This window comes from Serratia sp. PL7, assembly GCF_945957435.1.
Genome location: NZ_CAMFLB010000001.1, coordinates 2262428 through 2285216, shown reverse-complemented (window position 1 = coordinate 2285216; position 22789 = coordinate 2262428). Strand labels below are relative to the sequence as shown.

The 22789-nt window shown below is 57.6% G+C and carries 26 protein-coding genes and 1 pseudogene; 7 read left to right on the top strand and 20 right to left on the bottom strand.

Annotated features, from left to right (window positions below; all coding sequences use genetic code 11):
- Positions 1-77 precede the first annotated feature (77 nt).
- Together N6G83_RS10965 and N6G83_RS10960 are read right to left on the bottom strand one after the other, a co-directional pair.
- Positions 78-785 carry a glutathione S-transferase N-terminal domain-containing protein gene (locus tag N6G83_RS10965; protein WP_025302120.1) on the bottom strand — a complete coding sequence of 236 codons (708 nt, stop codon included), beginning with the start codon at positions 783-785 and terminating at the stop codon, positions 78-80.
- 74 nt (positions 786-859) lie between these two features.
- Positions 860-1543, bottom strand: coding sequence for an ArsR/SmtB family transcription factor (locus N6G83_RS10960; protein ID WP_049208883.1), 684 nt, complete (start codon positions 1541-1543; stop codon positions 860-862).
- 174 nt (positions 1544-1717) lie between these two features.
- Here N6G83_RS10960 and N6G83_RS10955 point away from each other — a divergent pair, with 174 nt between their 5' ends.
- Positions 1718-2065 carry an antibiotic biosynthesis monooxygenase gene (locus N6G83_RS10955; RefSeq protein ID WP_173889025.1) on the top strand — a complete coding sequence of 116 codons (348 nt, stop codon included), beginning with the start codon at positions 1718-1720 and terminating at the stop codon, positions 2063-2065.
- A gap of 32 nt (positions 2066-2097) precedes the next feature.
- Here N6G83_RS10955 and N6G83_RS10950 read toward each other — a convergent pair whose 3' ends face one another.
- Positions 2098-2829: an isochorismatase family protein gene (locus tag N6G83_RS10950; protein ID WP_260515315.1), complete on the bottom strand. Its 732-nt coding sequence runs from the start codon at positions 2827-2829 to the stop codon at positions 2098-2100.
- A 132-nt stretch (positions 2830-2961) separates the two neighbouring features.
- Between N6G83_RS10950 and N6G83_RS10945 the strand changes: the two genes are divergently transcribed.
- Entirely contained in the window at positions 2962-3858 is an 897-nt protein-coding gene (locus tag N6G83_RS10945) for a LysR family transcriptional regulator (RefSeq protein WP_197790532.1), read from the top strand.
- 168 nt (positions 3859-4026) lie between these two features.
- Positions 4027-4524: an AAA family ATPase gene (locus tag N6G83_RS10940; protein ID WP_049295266.1), complete on the top strand. Its 498-nt coding sequence runs from the start codon at positions 4027-4029 to the stop codon at positions 4522-4524.
- 32 nt (positions 4525-4556) lie between these two features.
- On the opposite strand, the gene N6G83_RS10935 is transcribed toward N6G83_RS10940, so the two are convergent.
- The 4 genes from N6G83_RS10935 to N6G83_RS10920 form a co-directional block, all read right to left on the bottom strand.
- Positions 4557-5063, bottom strand: coding sequence for a GNAT family N-acetyltransferase (locus tag N6G83_RS10935; protein ID WP_060447547.1), 507 nt, complete (start codon positions 5061-5063; stop codon positions 4557-4559).
- A gap of 62 nt (positions 5064-5125) precedes the next feature.
- Entirely contained in the window at positions 5126-5383 is a 258-nt protein-coding gene (locus N6G83_RS10930) for a YjhX family toxin (protein WP_004939031.1), read from the bottom strand.
- Between the two features lie 233 nt (positions 5384-5616).
- Positions 5617-6087 carry a cyanase gene (gene cynS, locus N6G83_RS10925; RefSeq protein WP_049203430.1) on the bottom strand — a complete coding sequence of 157 codons (471 nt, stop codon included), beginning with the start codon at positions 6085-6087 and terminating at the stop codon, positions 5617-5619.
- A gap of 19 nt (positions 6088-6106) precedes the next feature.
- The gene (locus tag N6G83_RS10920; RefSeq protein ID WP_049203432.1) at positions 6107-6760 is read right to left on the bottom strand and encodes a carbonic anhydrase; all 654 of its coding nucleotides are present in this window, start codon (positions 6758-6760) and stop codon (positions 6107-6109) included.
- 114 nt (positions 6761-6874) lie between these two features.
- On the opposite strand from N6G83_RS10920, the gene cynR reads away from it, so the two are divergent.
- On the top strand, positions 6875-7825 hold the full coding sequence (gene cynR, locus N6G83_RS10915; RefSeq protein ID WP_025302129.1) for a transcriptional regulator CynR: 951 nt from the start codon (positions 6875-6877) through the stop codon (positions 7823-7825).
- Here the strand turns inward: cynR and N6G83_RS10910 are convergent.
- Complete coding sequence (locus N6G83_RS10910; RefSeq protein WP_025302130.1) at positions 7749-8180, bottom strand: hypothetical protein; 432 nt, start codon at positions 8178-8180, stop codon at positions 7749-7751. The two genes, cynR and N6G83_RS10910, sit on opposite strands and share 77 nt — an antisense overlap.
- Before the next feature lie 91 nt (positions 8181-8271).
- Here N6G83_RS10910 and N6G83_RS10905 point away from each other — a divergent pair, with 91 nt between their 5' ends.
- Positions 8272-9183, top strand: a complete 912-nt coding sequence (locus N6G83_RS10905; RefSeq protein ID WP_238969187.1) for an alpha/beta hydrolase family protein — start codon at positions 8272-8274, stop codon at positions 9181-9183.
- 86 nt (positions 9184-9269) lie between these two features.
- On the opposite strand, the gene N6G83_RS10900 is transcribed toward N6G83_RS10905, so the two are convergent.
- Complete coding sequence (locus N6G83_RS10900) at positions 9270-9485, bottom strand: hypothetical protein (protein ID WP_025302132.1); 216 nt, start codon at positions 9483-9485, stop codon at positions 9270-9272.
- Positions 9482-10126: a hypothetical protein gene (locus N6G83_RS10895; RefSeq protein WP_260515310.1), complete on the bottom strand. Its 645-nt coding sequence runs from the start codon at positions 10124-10126 to the stop codon at positions 9482-9484. Before N6G83_RS10895 ends, N6G83_RS10900 begins: the two co-directional genes overlap by 4 nt.
- A gap of 180 nt (positions 10127-10306) precedes the next feature.
- Between N6G83_RS10895 and N6G83_RS10890 the strand changes: the two genes are divergently transcribed.
- On the top strand, positions 10307-11899 hold the full coding sequence (locus tag N6G83_RS10890) for an ABC-F family ATPase (protein ID WP_025302134.1): 1593 nt from the start codon (positions 10307-10309) through the stop codon (positions 11897-11899).
- 51 nt (positions 11900-11950) lie between these two features.
- On the opposite strand, the pseudogene N6G83_RS10885 reads toward N6G83_RS10890, so the two are convergent.
- The 8 genes and pseudogenes from N6G83_RS10885 to N6G83_RS10850 form a co-directional block, all read right to left on the bottom strand.
- Positions 11951-12061, bottom strand: a pseudogene (locus N6G83_RS10885) (molybdopterin-synthase adenylyltransferase MoeB); the annotation flags it as partial.
- Between the two features lie 132 nt (positions 12062-12193).
- Entirely contained in the window at positions 12194-13081 is an 888-nt protein-coding gene (locus tag N6G83_RS10880) for a hypothetical protein (RefSeq protein WP_147822983.1), read from the bottom strand.
- Complete coding sequence (locus N6G83_RS10875; protein ID WP_260515308.1) at positions 13078-14319, bottom strand: ATP-grasp domain-containing protein; 1242 nt, start codon at positions 14317-14319, stop codon at positions 13078-13080. Before N6G83_RS10875 ends, N6G83_RS10880 begins: the two co-directional genes overlap by 4 nt.
- Complete coding sequence (locus tag N6G83_RS10870) at positions 14316-15536, bottom strand: MFS transporter (RefSeq protein ID WP_147822985.1); 1221 nt, start codon at positions 15534-15536, stop codon at positions 14316-14318. The genes N6G83_RS10875 and N6G83_RS10870 overlap by 4 nt, the downstream gene beginning before the upstream one ends.
- Positions 15533-16588: an NAD(P)/FAD-dependent oxidoreductase gene (locus tag N6G83_RS10865; RefSeq protein WP_147822986.1), complete on the bottom strand. Its 1056-nt coding sequence runs from the start codon at positions 16586-16588 to the stop codon at positions 15533-15535. The genes N6G83_RS10870 and N6G83_RS10865 overlap by 4 nt, the downstream gene beginning before the upstream one ends.
- A complete protein-coding gene (locus tag N6G83_RS10860) occupies positions 16578-18122 on the bottom strand; it encodes a class I tRNA ligase family protein (RefSeq protein ID WP_147822987.1) in 1545 nt (514 codons plus the stop codon). Before N6G83_RS10860 ends, N6G83_RS10865 begins: the two co-directional genes overlap by 11 nt.
- Entirely contained in the window at positions 18115-18501 is a 387-nt protein-coding gene (locus N6G83_RS10855; RefSeq protein ID WP_082996920.1) for a cupin domain-containing protein, read from the bottom strand. Before N6G83_RS10855 ends, N6G83_RS10860 begins: the two co-directional genes overlap by 8 nt.
- A gap of 15 nt (positions 18502-18516) precedes the next feature.
- A complete protein-coding gene (locus N6G83_RS10850; protein WP_147822988.1) occupies positions 18517-19761 on the bottom strand; it encodes a SidA/IucD/PvdA family monooxygenase in 1245 nt (414 codons plus the stop codon).
- Positions 19762-20234: 473 nt separating this feature from the next.
- Here N6G83_RS10850 and N6G83_RS10845 point away from each other — a divergent pair, with 473 nt between their 5' ends.
- A complete protein-coding gene (locus tag N6G83_RS10845) occupies positions 20235-20594 on the top strand; it encodes an NIPSNAP family protein (RefSeq protein ID WP_260515306.1) in 360 nt (119 codons plus the stop codon).
- A 158-nt stretch (positions 20595-20752) separates the two neighbouring features.
- Here N6G83_RS10845 and moeB read toward each other — a convergent pair whose 3' ends face one another.
- Positions 20753-21508: a molybdopterin-synthase adenylyltransferase MoeB gene (gene moeB, locus N6G83_RS10840; protein WP_260515305.1), complete on the bottom strand. Its 756-nt coding sequence runs from the start codon at positions 21506-21508 to the stop codon at positions 20753-20755.
- A gap of 2 nt (positions 21509-21510) precedes the next feature.
- Entirely contained in the window at positions 21511-22749 is a 1239-nt protein-coding gene (gene moeA, locus N6G83_RS10835; protein WP_260515303.1) for a molybdopterin molybdotransferase MoeA, read from the bottom strand.
- Between the last annotated feature and the right edge of the window lie 40 nt (positions 22750-22789).

The following is a 22789-nucleotide window of genomic DNA, read 5'->3' as shown; positions in this document are numbered from 1 at the left end:
AAGGAGAGTAGAGCAGAGGGATGACAATTTTATGACAGCGGAAGGCGGGACGGCCCGGCGGCCATCCCGTTTGACAATCAGGCCGCGCGCGCCGGGATAGCGAGCCCACGCTGCACCGCCGGGCGCGCCAGACCGCGCTCCAGCCACTGCGCGACGCGCGGGAAGCTGTCGAACTCCACCAGATCGCGCGCCTCATAGAAGCCGATCAGGTTGCGCACCCAGCCCAGCAGCGAGATATCGGCGATGGTGTAGTCTGCGCCCATGATCCAGTCACGGCCCTCCAGGCGCGTTTCCAACACACCAAGCAGGCGTTTCGATTCGTTTTTGTAACGCTCCAGCGGCCGCTTGTCTTCATATTCGCGCCCGGCGAATTTATGGAAGAAACCGAGCTGGCCGAACATCGGGCCGACGGCGGCCATCTGGAAGAACACCCACTGAATGGTTTCATAACGCTGGGCTGGATCCTGCGGCAGGAAGCGGCCGCTCTTTTCCGCCAGGTAGAGCAGAATGGCACCGGATTCGAACAGCGGCAGCGGCCGGCCGCCGGGGCCGTCGGGATCGATGATCGCCGGGATCTTGCCGTTCGGATTCAGCGCCAGGAATTCCGGCGTCCAGGTTTCGTTGTTGCCGATGTCGATTAGGTGCGCTTCATAAGGCAGGCCGATCTCTTCCAGCATGATGGAGACTTTGACGCCGTTCGGCGTCGGCAGAGAGTAGAGCTGCAGCCATTCCGGATGCTGAGCCGGCCAGCGTTTGACGATCGGGAATTGGGTGGAATCGAGCATGGAAACTCCTCGGGTTGGCGGGGTCGCTTAAGCGTACCCCTAGAGTATTGCAGTAAAACTACCCTGTCGCCGGGTTACACCGTGAGGTCAAAATGTGCGGCCAGCGCTTTTTTACCGGCGGGGGTCAGCTGCAGCTCGCGGCTGTCGAGCCGGCGAAGGATCCAGCCGCGTTGGATAAAGGCGGCCAACAGCGCGGCGCCCAGCGCGCCGCCGAGGTGAGATCGGCGCTCGCTCCAGTCCAGACAGCCGCAGGCGAAGCGGCGGCGAGTGGGCGCGGGGGAGCAATCGACGCCCAGCCGCGTCAGCGCGGCCTGACCGGCGTCGCTTAATCGGTAGTCTTCTTCACCGGCCAGCCAGTTCAGCGCATGCAGCCGATCGTGCAGCTTCACCGCTACCTCGCCCGCCATATGGTCGTAGCAGGTGCGAGCATATTGCAGCGTGGTGGGCGTGCTGCTTTTCACCGACGGGCGCGGTACGCCCGCCAGCGCCATCAGGCCTTCCAGTGCGTCGGCCACCGGCTGACCGGCCAGCCGGAAATAGCGATAGCGCCCCTGTTTGACGCAGGCGATCAGCCGCTGCTCCAGCAGTTTCGCTAGATGCGCGCTGGCGGTGGACGGGGCAACCTCGACCGCCGCGCTGAGCTCGGTGGCGGTGTAGGCGCGCCCGTCCATCAACAGGCACAGCATGCGCGCCCGGGTGCGGTCGGCGATGGCGGCGCTCAGCGCCGCTAAACGATCTTCAATGTCGATGTTATGCATACTTCGAGGTTAGACGAAGTATGACTGCGCGTCCATCGTTAGTCTGTGGTTATCGCACTCTGGTGCTGTGCGTCCGTGTCCGCTTGATATTGATGAGCGGGCGTTGGAATCGGTGCGGTGGCGCCATTCTTACCATGCGTGCGTACCGGAATTTTACCGTGAGAGGAGACGATAATGATCGCCGTGATTTTTGAACTGCAGGCTGCCGACGGGCAGCGCGATACCTATCTGGCGCTGGCGGCGGAGCTGAAGCCGCTGTTGGCGCAGATCGACGGATTCATTTCCATCGAGCGCTTTCAAAGCCTGGCCGATCCCGCGCGCCTGCTGTCGCTCTCTTTCTGGCGCGACGAAGCGGCGGTGCAGCAGTGGCGCAATCTCGAGCAGCACCGGGGGGCGCAGGCGCGCGGCCGTGGCGAGGTGCTGGCGCAGTATCGGCTGCGGGTGGCGGAGGTGGTGCGGGATTACGGGCTGGAGAGACGCGACCAGGCGCCGCAGGATAGCCGTTGCTATCACCGCACCTGAAAAAAGCCCGCTGACGGCGGGCTTTCACCCGCTTATTTCGCTTCGCTGCCCACCTTCATCGCCCCGGCGTAGCGGGCGCCCATTCCCCAGGCGGCGCCGTGGTCGCGGGCGATCTGCAATACGCCCCCCGCCGTGGCCTTGCGGTTCCAGTCCTGCTGCCATTCCAGCATCAACGCCACCCAGTTTATAGGGGTGGCGCCTGCCTGTATCAGGCGCTGCATGGCGTTGTTTTGACTATCTGGCGTAATGTCGCCGGTGACGTCCGACAATATGTAGACCTCATACCCCTCGCCCAGAGCGGACAGCGCCGGCAGCATCACGCAGCTGGCGGTCCACAGCCCGCCGATGATGATTTTCTTGCGGCCGGATTGTTTGATCAGATCCACCACGCGCCGATCCTGCCAGACGTTGATGGCGGTGCGATCGTACACCTGCAGATCCGGGCGTGCCTGCGTCACCTGCTGGAATACCGGCCCGGCGAAGCTTTTGGCGTTGGCCGAGGCCAGAATGGTCGGCACGTTGAACACCTTGGCGGCCTTGGCGATGCCGGCGGCGTTATTCACCAGGTTGGTTTGATCGATAGAGGAAATGGTCATGCCGAACATGTCCTGCAGATCGACCAGCAGCAACAGGCTGTTGTCGGCGGTCAGCGGTTGCACATAACCCTCCTGGCGGCTATCGGCGGCGGGGGATTGCGCCAGCGCGGCGACGGGGGCGGTGGCGGCGCTCAGGCCGAGCATCAGGGCGATTAGGGTCTTTTTCATTATTAACTCCATGATTATCAGTAGATTAAATTCACGTCCCACTCAGGGAAGCGGTTGAATGAAGTCTACTGATATTTATTTGGTTAATAATCTATGGTTTATTGAATTAATAATTAACCTGAAGGACGTAATATGGACGTGCTACTGACGATGCGCGCCTTTCGCCGCGTGGTTGAGCGCAACAGTTTCTATAAGGCGGCGGAGGATCTGGCGATCACGCCGGCGGCATTGAGCAAGCAGATTAAGCAGTTGGAAAGTCGGTTGGGGACGCTGTTGCTGGTGCGCACCACCCGCAGCATGAGCCTGACCGAAGCCGGGCAGCTCTATTACCAGGAAGCCTGCCGGTTGCTTGGCGAGTTCGACGCGCTGGAGCAGACGGTTGCCGCCAGCGCGCAGCAGGTCTCCGGCACGCTGCGGGTCAATGCGCCGCTCTCGTTCGGCCTGACGGTGCTGTCGCCGCTGCTGCCGCCGTTTATGCAACGTTACCCGCAGCTGCAGGTGGAACTGACGCTGGACGACAGGGTATTGGACGTGGTGGCGGCCGGTTTCGATATTTCCTTGCGCATTCGCCGCCAACTGCCGGATTCTTCCCTCAGCGCCCGGGCGCTGGGTGACGTGCACCAGCGAATTTGCGCCGCGCCCGGCTATTTGGCGCAGCACGGCGTGCCGCAAACGCCCAATGACTTGCCGCGGCACAGCTGTCTGGCCTATTCCCTGGCAGAAAAGCCGGGGCAGTGGCAGTTCACCGCCGGCGAGGAGAGCCTGAGCGTGACGTTCACTCCCCGGCTGATCGCCAACAACAGCCTGATGCTGCGGGATATGCTGATGGCGGGACTGGGCATCGGTTCGCTGCCGTCGTTTGTGGCGGATCCCGAGATCGCCGCCGGCAGACTGGTGCGGCTGTTCCCTGAACAGATTGCCGACGTGCATCAGGTCTTCGCGGTTTACCCGACGCGCCGGCATGTGCAGCAGAAAGTGAGTTTATTCACCGAGTTTGTGCGAGAACAGGGATTGATGACGGCGAATTGACAACGGTGCACGGTTGTCATATTCATTAGCTATGAAAAAATCCTACCGCCCATTCGCGCAAATTATTATCACCCTTCTCCAGAGGGTGGGATAGCGCGTGTGTCGCCAATAAAAACCCGCCGGCAGGCGGGTTTTTTTATCCCCTTCCGGCAACGACCGGAGAACGTCATGCAAACCTACCCTGCAGTTTTACACCTGATGTGCGGCAAGGCCGGCGCAGGCAAATCGACGCTGGCGCAGAGTTTGGCGCAGCAACCGCAAACGCTGTTGCTGAGCGAAGATGCGTGGCTGGCGACGCTGTATGAACAGGAGATGGCCAGTCTGCAAGACTACGCGCGCTGTTCCGACCGGTTGCGGCGGGCGCTGGGCGGGCACCTCGTTCAGCTGCTGCGCGGCGGTTGGTCCGTGGCGCTCGATTTTCCGATGAATACGCCGGACAGGCGGCGCTGGGCCAAAGCCTTGGCGGAGGAGGCCGGCGTCGCACACTGCCTGCACTTTCTCGATGTCAGCCATGCGCAGTGCCTGAGCCGGATAACGCTGAGAAATGCGCGCGGCGAGCACCCGTTTGCCCTGAGCGAAGCGGAGTTTGAGCGCCTGGCGCAGTACTTTGTTCCCCCGGCGGAAGAGGAAGGGATGACCGTCTTGCGTTATGGCGAACGGGACTGAAAACCGGCGCCATGACGGCGCCGGCAACAGGGTTAGGCTTCGGCGTTAAACGCGTTGTGGAAGGTGACCTCCGCGCACGGCAGCGCGCCCTGGAAGGCGATGGCGCGGAAGTAGTCTTGCGGCACGCCCGGCAGAGTCAGCGCGGTCTGTGCCTGGAAGCCGAAACGGCCGTAATAGTTCGGATCGCCCAGCACTACGCAGCCTGCGGCGCCGCGTTCCTGTAGCTCGGCCAGCAGCCGGCGGATCAGTCGGCTGCCGATCCCCTGGCCCTGACAGGCCGGCAGCACCGATACCGGCGCCAGCCCGTACCACCCGGCGGCGCCGTTGCTGAGTACGACCGGCGAGATGGACGCGTGCCCGATCGGTGTGCCATTTTGCTCGGCGACCAGCGACAGGGTGAGAGCGCCTGCCGCGCGCAGCGCGCTGACGATAAACTGCTCGGTGTGGCTGCTGTGCTCGGCATGCAGGAACGCGGCGGCGGTCAGGGTGGCGATGGCGCCGACGTCGGCCGGCGTTTCGTGGCGTAACGTGATGTTCATGGTTGTATCCTGATTAAATAAGGCTGTGCCGACCGGGCTGCCTGCCCGGCCGGTATCGATGATTAACGGTTATCCAGCTGCGCCCGCACGGCCTTGAGCCCGGCGAAGGTGACGCGATAAGGGCGCCCCTGGCGAGAGAGGATCAGGCGTTTGGTTTTGAGCTTGGTGAAGACGGCCAGCGAGCAGTCGGCCAGGCCGAGCCCTTCGCGGGTGTAGCATTCGACGTGGGTGACGCGACCGGCGTCGTTGCGGGTGAAGGCGATATAGCCGCCTTTGGCCAACACGTGCAGCACGCGTTGTTCCGCTTTGGAAATGTTCATGTTGGGAGATCCTGTAATAACCCCAGATACGCGCATCCCCGCGCAAACGCGCGTCGGATACGTCAGAGTCCCTCGCCATACGGCAAGGAAGCGACTATCGGGTGGTTACAATCTCCAACATACAGGCCTCGGGCAGTGAAAAACGCCAGGGCGGCGTTTAAGCGCAGTTAATGTAGCCAATGGCAGGTTGGCTGTCAATTCGCCGGCAGCGCGGGCCGCCGGCGAAAGGCCAATTAGAAAGGCTTGGTTGGCAGGTATTTGCCGTCCAGGGTGATCACCGCGCGTTCGCCGCCTTCCGGATCGGCGACCTTCTTGATATCCAGCTTGAAGTTGATGGCGCTGATGATGCCGTCGCCAAACTGCTCGTGCACCAGCGCTTTCAGCGTGGAACCGTAAACCTGCAGCATTTCATAGAAGCGATAAATGGTCGGATCGGTTGGCACGCCGCCGGGAATGCTGCCGCGCAGCGGGATGGTTTGCAGCAGCAGCACCGCTTCTTCGTCCAGCCCCAGCTTGGCCGCTACCGTGCGCGCCGCCGGTTCCGGCAGCGCATGCTGCCCCAGCAGGGCGGCGGTGACAAACGCCAGGCTGAGACCGGTGCCCTCGGCCAGCGCTTCGAACGTCAGATTATGGCGGATCTTGGCGGCCATGATGGTGTCGGTGAGCGCTTCGCGCGGGGCGGTGTTGTGCAGAGAGTGTGTCATGTTGACTCCTTTTGTGGGCTTAAAAACGGGCGATCGCCGGGGTGGCGGTCACCTCGGGATGGGTGGCGAGCGGCACGAAGCGGCGGGTTTCGCCGTCCAGCGCCTCGATAGCGCCGCTGGCGATGTCATAGACCCAGCCGTGCAGCGCCAGGCGGCCCTGATCCAGCGCCAGGGCGACGGAAGGGTGCGTTTTGATGTTGTTGAGCTGGGCGATGACGTTTTCGCGCACCATCGATGCGACCCGGGCTGCGTCGGAGGCGTGCGGATAAGCCTGGTTGACCGCCTTGGCGGAATCGGCGTAACGCAGCCAGCCGGCGACCGTCGGCAGGTGATCCAGACACTGGCAGGTGGCGATGGCGGTCATCGCGCCGCAGTCGGAATGGCCGCAGATCACGATGTCTTCTACGCCCAGCGCAGCGACGGCGTACTCGACCGAGGCGGTCACCCCGCCGGGTTCGGGGCCAAAAGAAGGCACGATGTTACCGGCGTTGCGGATCACGAACAGATCGCCCGGCTCGCGCTGGGTGACCAGCTCCGGCACCAGGCGGCTGTCGGAACATGAGATAAACAGGGTGCGCGGGTTTTGGCGGGTCGCCAACTGCTGAAACAGCGCCGTGCGTTCAACAAAGGCTTCGCGCTGGAACTTCAGGAAGCCTTCAATCACCTCTTTCATCCGTTTCTCCATTGGGTGTCGTTATGCGATGGCGGCATGATGAACGCTTCTGGCTATAGGGTCTAAGACCCATTTATAATGCTGGCTATAGGTTTTACTAATAGCTGGGGCGCTATGCTGCTGCGACACATCCGTTATTTTCTGGCCGTTGCCGAACAGGGCAACTTCACCCGCGCCGCCGAAGCGTTGCACGTCTCGCAACCGACGTTGTCCCAGCAGATCAAGCAGTTGGAAGACGCACTAGGAGCGCCGTTGTTCGATCGCAGTGGCAGAGCCGTGCGCCTGACCGACGCCGGTGAGGCGTGGATGCGCTATGCGCGGCTGGCGCTGCAGGATTTGGACGCCGGCGCGCGGGCGATCCATGACGTGGCGACGCTGGCGCGCGGCCATTTGCGGCTGGCGATGACGCCAACCTTCACCGCCTATCTGGTGGGGCCGACGATCGATGCGTTCTACCGCCGCTACCCGGGGATTACCCTGAGCATTGAGGAGATGGCGCAAGAGCGGATCGAGGCGCTGCTGGCGCAGGATCGGCTGGACCTGGGGATCGCCTTCGAGATGGCGCAGTCGGCGGAGGTAGAAGCCACGCCGTTGTTCAGCGAGACGCTGGAGCTGATGGTCGGCGCCGATCATCCCCTGGCGGCGCATCGCCGGCCGCTGACGCTGGCAGAGTGGCAACATCTGCCGCTGGCTTTGCTGAGTGGCGACTTCGCCACGCGGCAGTTTATCGATCGCTACTGCACGCAACAGGGGTTTCGGCCGCAGGTGGCGGTAGAGGCCAATGCGCTGGGCGCCATCGTCGAGATCGTGCGGCGCGGGCAGCTTGCCACGCTGCTGCCAGCCGCCATTGCACGCGAGAACCGGCAGTTGAAAAAAGTGGCGTTGGCCAACGCCATGCCGGTGCGACAGGCGGTATGGCTGCAGCGCAAAGGCGCTTACCGCAGCGCCGCCGCGCAGGCGTTTATCGCCGTTTTGCAGCAACAGGGCGTTACGCCAACGCACTCCAGCGCTGCGTCATCCCCAGCAGATGCACCAGCCCGAAGCCGAGGCAAATCAGCGAGCTGACGACGATAAAACGCTGGCTGCGGCCGGTATCGCGCAGGGCGAAGGGGCCGGCGACGCCGCGCAACAGGTAGATGAAGGTAATGATAAACAGCACGGGCCGCAGCAGTGGCAGCGGCGCGATCAGGCCCGCGCCGGAAAGCGCATACAGCGCCCAAATAAACAGCATCAGCGCGATACCGGCGGTGACGACAGCCGGGAACTTTTTACCCGCTTCCGCCGCCTTAATGAAGCGATCGCCGGCGCCGCACAGCCGATAGCCGCGCGGCCCGGCGGCGATCACCCAAATATGCAGCAGGGCGGCGATGGTGCTCAGCGCGGCGCCGATCAGCAGTGCGGTGTTATAGAGGTGTGGCATGGTAAGGCTTCCCTGTCAGAAACGTGATTGGCATGAAGCGTAGACCAGAAAAGACGAATTAACCGAACGCAACAGGGAAGAGGAGCAAGTGATGAGAGTGGCGACAGGCATGCTGAGCGTATTGGCGCTGTGGAGCGGGTTGGCGATGGCGCAATCTGCAGCGCTGACGCTGCTGCGGGAAGACAAATCGAGCATTCGTTACTATTTGGATGCCGCCGTGCCTGGGGAGACGTCGCCGGCGCTGCTGGTGATCCTGCAAGGCTCGGATTGCAACAGCGTGCGGCATATCCGCCTGGTCACGCCGATGCGGCAGGTGTTACCCGCCGCAGACCTGCTGACGGTGGAGAAATACGGCATCGACGACCGGTTGCCGTACCGCGAAGAAGTACCGCGGCAGGATTGCCCGGATGCTTTCGTGCAGCATGATACGCCGCAGCGGCGGGTGAGCGATGTCACCCAGGTGCTGCAGGCGGTGATTGCGCGCAACGGCTATCAAAAGGTCGCGGTGTTGGGGGGCAGCGAAGGGGCGGTGATCGCCAATCTGGTGACGGCCTCCTCGGGCCTGGTTGACGCCACCCTGGCGTTCAGCGGCGGCGGACGCTGGTTTATTGACGATGTGCGCCACAGCGTGGCCGACGCGCCAAAAGAAGAGAAAGCCGGGCTGAACGCATTTTTACAGCAGGTGCTGACGGCGCCGCCGTTCCCCCTGAACGCCAGCGATCATGGCTATGCCTGGTGGCATGGCATGCTGAACATCGATCAGCTTGCCACCCTGCGCAGCATCAAGACGCCGGTGCTGATCGTGCAGGGTGACCAGGATCGCGCCGTTTCGCCGGGGGCGGTCGGGAAAATGATCGCCGAGCTGCGGGCCGACGGCAAAACGAATATCACTTACCTGAATTATCCGGCTTTAGACCATGTGATGCGGCGCGAAAATGGCGAGAGTGAAATGACGCGGGTGGTGGCGGATATGCGCGCGTGGCTGGAGAAGCAGCTGCGCTGAGCGTCGGTATTAGGACAAACTATGTAATAATTGACGCGAGTTTCTTTGGACTGAGTGATCTGCTGCTCAATTGAACACAATGTTATTTAATCAGGGCTTCCGTCGTGTATTTTTTTAACCGCAAACCTGAAAATGAAATACCCTAAGAAAATTCCAGCTATGGAGGTCGCAACCCACAGATACTTAAAACTATCGTCGGAATAAAACATGAACCAGACAATGGCTAACAGCGAGAGGGCCACAACGCCGCACCCAATGCCCTGAATAATTCTGGATAAAGCCGCCAGCATAAAGTTCTTCATACGTTAACCTTTGCAAAAAAGTACTGACAAATTTGGTTGAATTTCTTTCGATCTCTTTCCCAAACCGAGACGGCATCCTCGAATGGTCGGACTTTGTTTTCTAACAGAAAGTACAGCAGATCGAGGTTTCCCAGGCGTCTGAGTTGATCATACATCCGTGAGTTTCTTGCCCTCAAGTCGCGTGATGTATAGACAGAGCGCGATATGCTTGCCCCAGCGGTGAGAATTGAGCCAACGGCAACACCGGAGACAAGCCGTGGGATGATTTGTTTAGAGAATATATATCCCATGTTTGCGGTGGCTAACTGATTAAAGGCGAATTTGCCGATGAGTTTGCCTGATGTTCTTATGGTCATGTCCTTAACATCTTCAAACTTGACCTTACTGGCGAAGTTTTCGATGAAGATATGAGCCACTTTCTCGATGCTTGCTTTATTGGCCAGGCCTGACTTGATGAGTCTGATAAATCGCTCTTTATCTTGCGAGTTTAACCATATGTTTTCAGTATCAATATAGTCGTAGCCCAGGTAGTAGAAATCGACCGGTACGCTGATAAAACCTTGTGCAAACCCGCGCACTAAATTGCTGTCAATGTTTACGGCATCCGCCATGTCGTTGGCTATCTGCTTTGCGCTTTTCATAGAAATCCTTTTCAATATGAAGCGCGAATCGAGCAGACTTTTTGTACGCAAGCCAATGCCCACCGGCAAACGGCACCAGCCTGACGCTCAAAATGTCACCGAAACTTCCCGCGATCTCTGCACCCCGTTGTGGCATAATGCGCGCCAAATCACATTCCCTATGTATAAAGAGCGAGCGCTGTGTTAAGCACTAACAACATCACCATGCAGTTCGGCAGTAAGCCGTTGTTTGAAAACATCTCTGTTAAATTCGGCGGCGGCAACCGTTACGGCCTGATCGGCGCCAACGGCTGCGGCAAGTCCACCTTTATGAAAATCCTCGGCGGCGATCTGGTGCCGAGCGGCGGCAACGTGTTCCTCGATCCGAACGAGCGCCTGGGTAAACTGCGTCAGGATCAGTTCGCCTTCGAGCAGTACAGCGTGCTGGACACCGTGATCATGGGTCACACCGAACTGTGGGCGGTGAAGGAAGAGCGCGACCGCATCTACGCATTGGCGGAGATGAGCGAAGAAGACGGCTATAAAGTAGCCGACCTGGAAGTGGCCTACGGCGAAATGGACGGTTATACCGCCGAAGCGCGTGCCGGTGAACTGCTGCTTGGCGTGGGCATTCCGGTGGAACAGCACTATGGCCCGATGAGCGAAATCGCGCCGGGCTTCAAGCTGCGCGTGTTGCTGGCGCAGGCGCTGTTCTCCGATCCGGAAATCCTGTTGCTCGACGAACCAACCAACAACCTGGACATCGACACCATTCGTTGGCTGGAGCAGGTGCTGAACGAACGCAACAGCACCATGATCATCATCTCGCACGACCGTCACTTCCTGAACATGGTCTGCACCCACATGGCGGATCTAGACTACGGCGAGCTGCGCGTCTACCCGGGCAACTACGACGAATACATGACCGCCGCCACCCAGGCGCGTGAGCGTCTGATGGCGGACAACGCCAAGAAGAAAGCGCAGATCAGCGAGCTGCAGTCGTTCGTCAGCCGCTTCAGCGCCAACGCCTCCAAATCCAAGCAGGCCACGTCGCGCGCCCGCCAGATTGACAAGATCCAGCTGGAAGAGGTGAAAGCCTCCAGCCGCCAGAACCCGTTCATCCGTTTCGAGCAGGACAAGAAGCTGTTCCGTAACGCATTGGAAGTGGAAGCGCTCACCAAGGGCTTCGACGAAGGCCCGCTGTTCAACAAGCTGAACCTGATGGTGGAAGTGGGCGAGAAGGTCGCGGTGCTGGGTGCCAACGGCATCGGTAAAACCACCCTGCTGAAAACGCTGGTGGGCGACGCGCAGCCGGACAGCGGCACCGTGAAGTGGTCGGAAAATGCCCGTATCGGTTATTACGCGCAGGATCACGAATACGAGTTCGACGACACCCTGACCGTGTTCGACTGGATGAGCCAGTGGAAGCAGGAAAAAGACGACGAGCAGGCGGTGCGCAGTGTGCTGGGCCGTTTGCTGTTCAGCCAGGACGACATCAAGAAGCGCGTGAAGGTGCTATCCGGTGGTGAGAAGGGCCGCATGCTGTTCGGCAAGCTGATGATGCAGCGCCCGAATATTCTGGTGATGGACGAACCGACCAACCACTTGGATATGGAATCCATCGAATCGCTGAACATGGCGCTGGAGATGTACGAAGGCACGCTGATCTTCGTCTCCCACGACCGTGAGTTCGTCAGCTCGCTGGCGACCCGGATTCTGGAAATCACCCCGAACAAGGTGATCGACTTTACCGGCAACTACGAAGACTATCTGCGCAGCCAGGGCATCGTGTAACCCTCGCGGTAACGCATCAGGGCGGGAATTATCCCGCCCTTTTTTTATCCGTCATTCCCCGCCGCACACTTCGCAGTGCGGATCCTTCGGCAGCTTCATCTCGCGGAACTGCATGCTCATCGCATCGAACATCAACAGCTTGCCGCGCAGCGGCTGACCGTACATTTTTCATAGTAAGCTAAGTGTCTCGGCTTCCTTGGCGCTATACAAAGGGTTTGCGTAAGGCAATGTTTTACAAACTTTGCGCTTTTGCGATAAGACGCTCAGATGTAGCCTGCGCGTTCAAACAGCCGGCTAGATCAGCTCTTCTGAGATCAATATGCAATCGCCATAGCAATTAGAGTTATCGAAGTCCTGTAATCCAAGATAGGTGTTGAAACTTAATCCCTCCCCATTTTCGGCTACCTGTTGCGAGGTAATGCTGCAGGCCAGTGATAATGCCAGCATAGTTTCATTCCAGTATGGCCGCTTCATGCCATGCCGCGAAATATGCGACGCCGAACGAACACGCGACAAACGTTGAGGCCGCAAAATGCATGATTTATGCACTTCAACACTGTCCGAGTCGTCAACCAACAGAATCCGATAAACCTGTGTTTGAGATAACTGTTTGATGATGGCCGATGCAAAATCACTGAGGCCAATGATAATAAACGTATCCCCTTTTTCAGTTCGCCCAGGCAACTCCCGGATGATCTGAACATCGGTCAAGAGAGGGAAGTGATCCATCATCCGGTTGGCATAAGAGTTATTCTGTACCACCGCATAAACATTTCCTTCCTGACAGTTAATAATGCTGTCATCAATGCAATAAGCCATCAAGGCGGCATCATCTTTCTGATACTTAATTACCTCGACTCGATTAATCTTGTTAAATTCACCAAACTCACACGCTGTCGAGGCCGGTAATATCAGGGGTATGGATTGTCGGAGATATAATGGTAATGCCGCCAACGCGGCAAAACTAGAAAAATGACCGACAACCACGTCAGCACCCCATTCAATCAACTCAACAGCGGCGCGCTCCCCTCCTGCCGACGACTTTTCATCATTGACAATTTTCAACGTGTTTTGTTTTAATTCTGGGAAATGCTTGAGGCTATAATTAATAGCCTCAATAAAGGTTCGTGTATGGCTGTTGGCATCTTTCCCTAACGCTATCGCCAGTCCGATCTTTTTCATCGTGTCGTCACAATCACCTGCTGGCTGTAGTTCATCGCTTTCTGTTCTGTCTCCTGGCGACTGTCGCCCTTAACGCCCAGGAAACCGATAATATCGTTCCCCAACGGCGGCCGTTTGATGACGCTGCCGAGCGGTGAAATGATTTTCAGCATGAAGGTGTTCGGATCCTGCGTAATGTGTTCAGGGACGCTGATGGTGTCGATCCGCCCAGGCGAGGAGATCAGGCAAAGCGCAAACGTGTGTTTACCGGTTGGCGAATAACACTGGTAGTCCGGTTTCTGCCCAATCGCCATATCAATGACCGCTTTGATAGGGCAATAGCCGGCGGAGATGCGGGCCATAAAATCGAGGCCGCCGCCGCCAGGCCGGGCGGCAATCTCAACGATGTAGGGTTTATCCTGATGGAACCGGATCTCTGCGTGCATCACACTGCGCGTCAGTCCCTGCGCCACGGCACCGGCATGCACCGCGTCATGCACGCGTTGCAGATCCAGACCATCAAGAACGGTCGGCGTGTGATGGACATCATCATCAAACGAGTTCCCTTCCAGGGTGACACGATCGACGATGGAGCCCAGCACCGTGACGCCGTCCCAGGAATAGGCCTCGATCAGAAATTCACGTCCATCCAGATACGACTCGACCAGCAGCGAGTTGGGGCCCAGTACGTCCGTGATCCCTTCATTTTTGAATTGGCTCATTTCTGATATGCCGATCAGGGCTTTAGGGAAGAACTCTGCCATTTGTTTAGGCGTGTCGACGCGGTAGACGAATTGGCTGGCCGAACCCAGTGTGGGTTTGAGGATCACCGGATAACCGAGAGTCGCCGCCGCCTCAAGCGCTTCAGGCAGCGTCGGTGTCAGCCGAAATTCTGGGTGAGGTGCCTGACCGACACGGTGGGCTTCGCGCATGGCAAGCTTGTTGCGGCTTTTTACCGCCGCCTCAACCGGGATGCTCGGCAGCTGCAGGGCGTCGGCGATCATGGCCGTGGCGATCACGCTGTTCTCCGCGAAGGTGAACACCCCGTCAAAGTGAAAATCCCGATGCAGCTGTATGGCCAGCGTGGTCAAATCGTTGATGTCCATGCTGTCGGAAACAAAGAATCGCCCGGCATGCCAGTGATCGCTGTCAGCCACTCCGGACAAGACATACAGCTCAATACCGTGCTGCTCCACCTGTTGGTAGCGCGAATTGTAGTAATCACCAAATTGCCCGACTTCAATCGCCAATAATTTCATTTTGTTTTTCCTTTAAAGACCAGGGTTGATGCCAAAAGCGCCAGGAAGACCACTGCCAGCGCCAACGCCACATATCCGGCTAGGACAGTGGTGCTATCGACCAGCTCGCCAATGGCGTAGGTCAGTACGACGGCCGACGTCAGCCCAATTGCGTTGCTGAAGCCGAAGAAACGGCCGGTGTAATGGGAAGGAATGGTGTTGAACATCAGCGTGCGGCACGAGATACGCGCCAGGCCAAAACACACGGCACCAAGCGGGAAGAAGACCATCAGCCACGGCAACGTAAATTGCGGCTGCAGGGCAATAAATGCCGCATTCGCCACGTAGCCGAACATGACTATCGTCAGTAAGGAAAAGCGCTTCTGCAGGAATGGTGTCATGGCGGCGGCGATGGCCACCCCTACGCCGGCCAGTGCATCAACCACACCCAGAACGCCGGCGCCGGAGGCAAAATGTTTGGTGACCAACAGCACCAACAGCATATTGCTGACCGTCACGATGATGTTGCCGACTCCATACAGCAGCATCAGCCAGGGTTTTCTCACGGCGGGTAAGGTTGTGGCCGGCACTGGTTCAGAGGCGGTACCGCCTTCGGGCGCTTCATCTGATCCCTGTACACGCGGCGTCAGCATGAAAAACAGCGCCGCACTGGCGATGAAGGTGATGGTGTTCAGCACAAACACGAAATCCACACCAATCAGCTGGATCAGAAACCCACCGATCGCCACCGATGTCAAAGCACCAATTTGCACTGCCATTTCGAGTTTGGCATTGAATGCGGCCATTCTGCCCGACTCTACCGAGTCTTTGATGATGGCGTTATTGGCCGGGAAGAACATAGCCATGGTCATGGACAGCATAAAGCTGCAGACAAAGATGACCATCGAAGGATCGGTGAATGTATTGATGCCGGCCAAAACGCCAATGACGATGGCCGCGTTGACCACGTTGGTAATGATGCAGATCTTCTTTCTGTCGTAGGTATCGGATAACTTGCCGAACAACACCGAGAAAAAGGCTTGCGGTAGTGCGATCAGAATGAACAGCGTGCCCACGGCTTTCGCCGTTCCCATGCTCTGTGAAATGATCAGCGCGTTGGCGATGGTGAGTATTCCGCTCCCCAGAGTGGAAACCAGCGACGCGGCAAGGATTAGATTTTCGTTTCTTTTGCTGATCTGACGGGTTGTGACGTTCAGCAAAATGGTTTCATTACTCATTCGTTAACTCCGTGAATGACATACTGGCTGATCTGCTCGGACAGCGCCGGGGCGATCTTAAAAATAGAGGCATCGCACGCTTCAACGGCGATGCATCCGGTGACATCGTGCCGGCCCCAGTAAGCAGTGCCTTGCCGTTTTTCAGCCGGCAATTCAAAGTAGGGCGACACGACGACATCCACCTGGTCGTATTTAACGCGTAGTCGGTCAAGCAAATACCGCTTACACACCTGCAGGTCGTGACTGTCTGGCGGCATCGAGTAGGAAAATCGACTGGCGCTCACTTTAAGCACCCGACGTTCCGGCGACGGTACACACCATGATCGCTGTTCATCTCCCATCGTCAGCACCGGCTTTAACAAGCACGCACGGGCATCGTTGAGGTGCACGTCAAGGTGTACCTGATATTGCGGCGCCGGAGCGACGCCTGACCGGCCAATGTGTCGGGTGAGAGGACGGCTCGCCGTGCAAATCACCGCCGTGTAGCTTTTACGCTCACCGTTAACACTAAAATGCCTCCCCTCCCGAATGGTGCCGAGATCTACACGCGTATGCGGTTTCAACACGATGCTTCCCGTGTTTGCCAGCGCCTGGCACAAATGTGCATACACCTTTTGTGCATCGAGAAGAATGGCGTCATGGCCGACGAAGAGCCGTCGATTGGCACTGGGCATGCGCAACAGGCTGCTCTGTGTCGACAACACGGGATCCTGGATGTCATAACCTATCGCCAGCGCGTCATACAACTGCACCAAACGACGACAATCGGCGTCATCCACCACACGAATGGATTGCGTCTGACAACCGGCTGTCTCGCTGCCGGCGTCGATGAGTTGGCGCCAGAAAGCAAGCGAGCGCGCAGCCAGCGGTTGCAACGCGGCATTGTTTTCGTGCGCGTGTTTCCACAAACGGCCATGTGCCCACGACAGATTGGCAGCGTTCGGAATGGCGGCGGCATCATACAGCTCAACGCTTGCGCCCTTACGGGCGCAAGCCAGCGCAGTCATGACGCCGGTAATGCCGGCCCCGATGATGGCGATGTTAGGACGCATATGACCCACTGTTGGTGAATGTGGCGATCGGCGGCAGTTCAGGCAAGGCCCATTGTTCACTGCCGTTCAGCGGATTGGCATTCACGATAGCGTGGTGGAGGTCAATCATGATCAACCCCAGGCCGTCGACGAGGACCCGTAACTGTTGATTAATTGCCTTCAGGCTGATATCGCTTTCTTCCGCAACCAGCTCCTGCAAGCGCCCAATATGGTGCAGGCACCAGTCAGCCAATCGGCTTTGGCTGAACGTCTCGAGACGACAGGGCAGAGCCAGGCGCTGACGCATGGTGTCCACCAGCAGAGGAGTATTGGCCTCATCGTCATTCTGGCGCAATTCCCAGCGTTGCGTGGCGTATGCACGGGCAAGCGCATTCCAGGCGGAAATCAGTCGTTCGTTAAGGATTTGACTGAGGGCATCCCGGCTGAAATTGTTCCGGTTGTGTTCCGGACTGGTCAGGCAAAGATAGAAACGGGCATAGTCGCGAGGCAGGTTTTTTACCAGATCGCTGGCCCAGATCAAATGGCCGCGGCTGGTCGAAAATTTGGCATTTTCCAGCTCGTAAAACTCATTGGGCACGATGGTGTCAGGCAACAGATACTTACCCTCATGCGCCATCAGCAAGGCAAGATGCGTCACTCCCCAAAAATAGGAGTTGTCGAAGCCGAGGAAATACGCCAGGCGATTGCCTGTTTCAGCACGCCAGGTTGCATCCGTCGGCGCCGCGTTGTTTTCGCCACAGGCGTTGCAGTACATCGATGCCGGCATCCCCTCCGCCCAGGCGTTGAGCACTTGCCCCTCCGTGCCGGGAAAATGCGATGGCAATCCCCAGGCAATGGGGTAAGTGATAGGGAAATCGATCAGCTCTCGGCTGAACAGCTCCGTCATTAGCTGAAGAATGTGCGGGCGCCAGCTGCCTTTTTTCGCGGCGTAATAACGCTCCAGCTCGGCCCTGTATGCCTCCACCGGGAACACCAGGATCTCCGTTTCTCTGTACTCCAGTGATTCGTAGGGGGGCAATGTCGCCACCGGGTTTTTTAATCCATCAAAGTTGTTGGGGTGTCCGCAACTTTCACACAATCCACCGCGGGACTGCGCTAGGCAGGTCGGGCATTCACCGGACACGAACGACTCCACCATAAACGTATTGCGGTGTGTCGAGTACGGCAGTTTGACGGTTTTGAGCCGGAACTTGCCCTGCTCATGTAGGGGAGACAAAAAGGCGTAGACCATTTCTTTATAGCCGTCATCGAACGGGGCATAGCCATCCAGCTCGACTCCCCAGTCATTCAGGCTTTGCCTGATGTCGTCGGCAGCCTGACGGCATAAATTTTCCGGGGATGTGCCCAGTTTGTAGGCGCTGGTGACAACATAGGTTTGGCTGTCATCAGTGCCGGTCGCGTAGTTGACGCGCTCTCCGGTCAGGCGCAGGTAGCGAGCGTAAATATCGCCGGCCAAGTAAGGCCCGGCCATGTGGCCAACGTGCAGATCGCCATTGGGCGTGGGCGGTGGGGCAATAACGAGTGTTTTAGACATGGTCTGACACCTGATTTTTTTGTTGATGACGTTGAGCAAAACGTGAGGACATCTCCTCATCCCACCAAATGCTGTACATTTCGAACGGCTCGGGGCTTTCATTGAGCACGCAATGCCGGGTGAATGGCGGGAATTGAACGGTGTCGCCGGCTTTAAAACGCGTTTTTTCACCTTCGCACACAATAAATGCCTCACCTTTAATGGCGACGAATATTTCGTATTCGTGGTGATCATGCGGTGTCGAAGACGTGCCAGGTGCAATAACGCACCATGAACTTTCAAACGGCGCGTTCAGTTCGGGCCACGGCATCAAACGCTGGGCGTGCAGATTGTTCTCGAATCGCATAGAGGTGCGATCAAGTGGTTTAAAAGAATGCATTTTTTTTCCCTAAAATCAGGCCGTGATATCGTCAATAATTTCTTTTGAACGGAAAGCCAGTACACTCAACAACGAATCCGCAATGCCATGCGTGTTTTCGTTAACTCCCTGCAGATGCAGAGAAACGCCGGGGGAATAGGGCAATACAGCACGGTAATTGCGGTCGACACAGATTTTTTCGATATCAAGATGATTTGACAGGCTGTCGAAGAGTGTCGGTGTTTTATTCTTATATCCTGTACCCAGCAACACTACGTCAAAACGCGCAGAGTGTGAGTGGCCTGACTTGTTATCTTTCCAGGTGATCAGTACGCCGCCGTCATCATCTACCGCATGTAAAATATCGCATTGCGTCAGCATTACCGCCCGATTTTCGCCACGCAACTCCTGCAAATAATGGAAACGGTAGAGCCCAGATAAAGTTGATGGCGCCACGCCGGAATAGTTGGTGGTATGCATCGCCGCCAGGGTCTTTTCACGAGTCTCATTGTCACAATTGAAATACGTGTTGATATAGTCATTCTGAAATAACGTATTGGTGAATTGACTGCCTTCATAATTCACCAGCCCGATGGAGCGCATGATCATGGTGATATTGGCCGTGGGGAAATGCTCAAGGCAGGATTGATACATTTCGGCACTGCTTTGCGCGCCGCCAATTACCGCGATACGGTTAACTCTACCGCACTTCATTTGTTCGAGAGCCGTCAGGAAATTGGCACTATGGATCACATTATCCGGTGAGACATGCTCAAACACAGCCGGGATATTGAGGTCGCGGCCAGCCCCAAAAATCAGACGGTGGGCGCGGTAACTGTCGCCATTTTCAACGGTTACGTGCCAGCCAGTAATTTGCCCTTCCGATGCAAGTTCCGGTCTGACTGCCACTACTTTGCTGTTGTAAATAACCTGTGTTTTCTCCAGGCCATCCGCTACCCACTGCAAATAATCCGAAATCTCTTTACGGTAGGGGTTAAACGTCTGCAGGTTGACAAAACTGTCCAGGCGTTTGGTTTTATGCAAAAAATTGAGAAAGCTGAACCGGCTGGTCGGATCACGCTGCGTGACCAGATCTTTCAGAAAGGAAACCTGAGACTGCGCTTCAGGAAATAACATTCCCCTATGCCAACAAACAGAAGTGTCTTTTTCCAGAATGAGAGAAGAGTTGATGTTGTGAACTTCAGCACATTCTTCAAGTGCGACACCTACAGCGAGGTTTGATGGGCCGCAGCCAATCATTAATAGATCGGTGTGTTGCATTAAATTTTTCCTAAATCCATTTTGTGTATAGCAAACTCCGCATTATTGATTGCGAATGATTGCCACCTGTCATTTCCCTGGAATAAAGATTTTGACGCTAATTATATTATTTATAACGACCACACTTTTGGTGCGCGGAAAGAAACTAGCACTCCGTAAAATGACAAACAATACACATAAAGCTACAAACGTTAACTTCAGAGTAACATTTTGGAATGTGCTTTAGCGGCAGGATGATCCGTATGTATGAACAGTATTTCTTAGGGTTGTTTAAAAACTAAGTAGTAGAATTAATTCATGGTGCTATAAATTTAATGAATGTTTACTATTTTTTTATAATTATAACTGATCATGTAGTGAAAGAGGTTTTGCTGTATAGTAATGCCTTAGAAGGAGTAACCCCACCATATCGACAGGCTTGATATACTAATCAGGTCATGATAGAGAAAAGAGATAATGAGGTGGTAAACCGTATGACAACAGTGATAGAAGTGCTCCAATACACGTTAAAACCCGGCACAGGCGCTGCATTTCACGATATTATGAAAGAACAGAGTGTACCTCTGCACCTGAAAATTGGGGTGAAAGTATTACGCTTTGGTAATTCACTCCATGATCCTGATAATTATTATCTGGTGCGGTCATTTCTAAACGAGTCAGAAATGGAAAGTCAGCTTACTCAATTTTATGCTGATGCCCGCTGGCGTGAAGGCCCACGCAGTGTGATCGTTAATATGATCAGCGGCAGCCATCGTGTGGTCATGCCGGCTGAACTGTTGATCAAATACGCACTCGGTGATAATGAGAGCGGCAACCCATTTCCATTCCGGTGAGCTTGTTGCCGAATCTAATATCTTTTCGTCTTATATTGCAATAAGGCTGGGTAGCTTCAATTTCTGCCAGAGGCATTTTACTTTCACAAACGTATTGGAAAATATATTGTGCCACGATTTTCCAACACCGACCTCTCAAGCTACTAATGACGAAGCCGTCACGCCCCGCCGCACACTTCGCAGTGTGGATCCTTCGGCAGTCTCATCTCGCGGAACTGCATGCTCATCGCATCGAACATCAACAGCTTGCCGCGCAGCGGCTGACCATAGTCGGCCAGCAGCTTGATGGCTTCCATCGCCTGCAGGGTGCCGATGGTGCCGACCAGCGGCGCCATCACGCCTGCTTCGACGCAGGTGAGGGCGCTGTCGCCGAACAGCCGGCTCAGGCAGCGGTAGCAGGGCTCGCCCGGCTGATAGGTGAATACGCTGAGCTGGCCTTCCATACGGATCGCCGCGCCGGAAACCAGCGGCTTGCGCTGTGCGTGGCACAGGCGATTCAGGGCGTCGCGCGCCGCCACGTTGTCGGTGCAGTCGAGCACCAGATCGCAGGCGGCGATCTCTGCCGCGATCGCGTCATCTTCCAGACGGCCGTCGATGGCGTCGATGCGAATATGCGGATTGATGGCGCTCAGTTCCTGCCTGGCGGAGGCGACTTTGCTCTGGCCGATGCGATCGTCGCGGTGCAGGATCTGGCGCTGCAGGTTGGAGAGCGAGACGGTGTCGAAATCCACCAGCACCAGATGGCCGACGCCGGCCGCCGCCAGATATGGCGCGGCGGCGCAGCCCAGCCCGCCCAGCCCGGCGATCAGCACGCGGGCGGCCTTCAGCTTCTCCTGGCCGTCGAAGTCAAAGCCGCGCAGCACGATCTGGCGGTTGTAGCGCAGCGCTTCGGCGTCGGTCAATTCCGGCAGCATGTTCAGCTCCTCAGCAGGGCGTTGAACGGCTCGATCTCCACCGTTTCGCCTACCGCCACCGAACCGCGTTCGCGTTCCAGCACGATGAAACAGTTGCCCTGGCTGTAGGAGCTGAAGACGTGCGAGCCCTGGTGGCCGGTAGTGCTGACCTCCAGTTCACCCGCGGCGTTGCTGCTGAACACGCCGCGCTGAAAATCGAGGCGGCCCGGCGATTTCTTCAGCGGGGTTAGCGCCCGTGCGCGCAGGCGCGGCGGCAGGCGCCAGTCACTGTGACCGGCCAGCTTCGCCAGCAGCGGTTGCACCAGTTGGTAGAAGGTCAGGGCGGCGGAAACCGGGTTGCCCGGCAGGCCGCAGAACCAGGCGTGGCCCAGTTTGCCGAAGGCGAACGGTTTGCCGGGTTTGATCGCCAGCTTCCAGAAGCTGACCTGGCCCAACTCGTCCAGCATCTGTTTGGTATAGTCGGCTTCGCCGACCGAGACGCCGCCGCTGCTGATCACCACGTCGGCCTGGCTGTCCGCTTGTTCGAAAGCGGCGCGCAGCGCATCGCGATCGTCACGGATAATGCCGAGATCGAGCACGTCGCAGCCCAGTTGCTCCAGCATCAGGCGTACCGCGAAGCGGTTGGTGTCGTAGATTTGGCCCGCCTGCAGCGGCTGGCCGACCGGCTGCAGTTCGTCGCCGGTGGAGAACACCGCGACCTTCAGCTTACGCATCACCTGCACTTCGGCGACCCCGAGCGAGGCCAGCAGCGGCAGCTGCGCGGCGCCCAGCTTCACGCCGGCCGGCAACACGCTGGCGCCTTGGCGAATGTCTTCACCCGCCAAACGGATATTCTGGCCGGCTTCTACCGGGGCGGTAAAACGCACGCCCTGGTCGCTCACTTCGGCCTGTTCCTGCATGATCACCGCGTCCGCCCCGGCCGGGATCGGCGCGCCGGTCATGATGCGCACGCAGCTGTTGGCCGGCCATTGGCCGTCGAACGGCGCGCCGGCGAAGGCTTTCCCGGCGACCGGCAGCGGCGCATTGGCCGCCAGATCGGCGAGGCGCACCGCATAGCCGTCCATCGCCGAGTTGGCGAACGGCGGTACGTCGAGCGGCGAGACCACCGGCGCGGCGGTGATGCGGCCGGCGGCGGCGGTCAGGGCGACGGATTCGGTCTGCTGCAGCGGGGCGATCTGCCCGAGCATTTTTTCCAGCGCTTGCTCCAGGGAGATGAGATCGGAAGTATGGCAATGATCCATAAGGGGAACTCCGTAATCAGGGTGCGCATTGATAGCGACA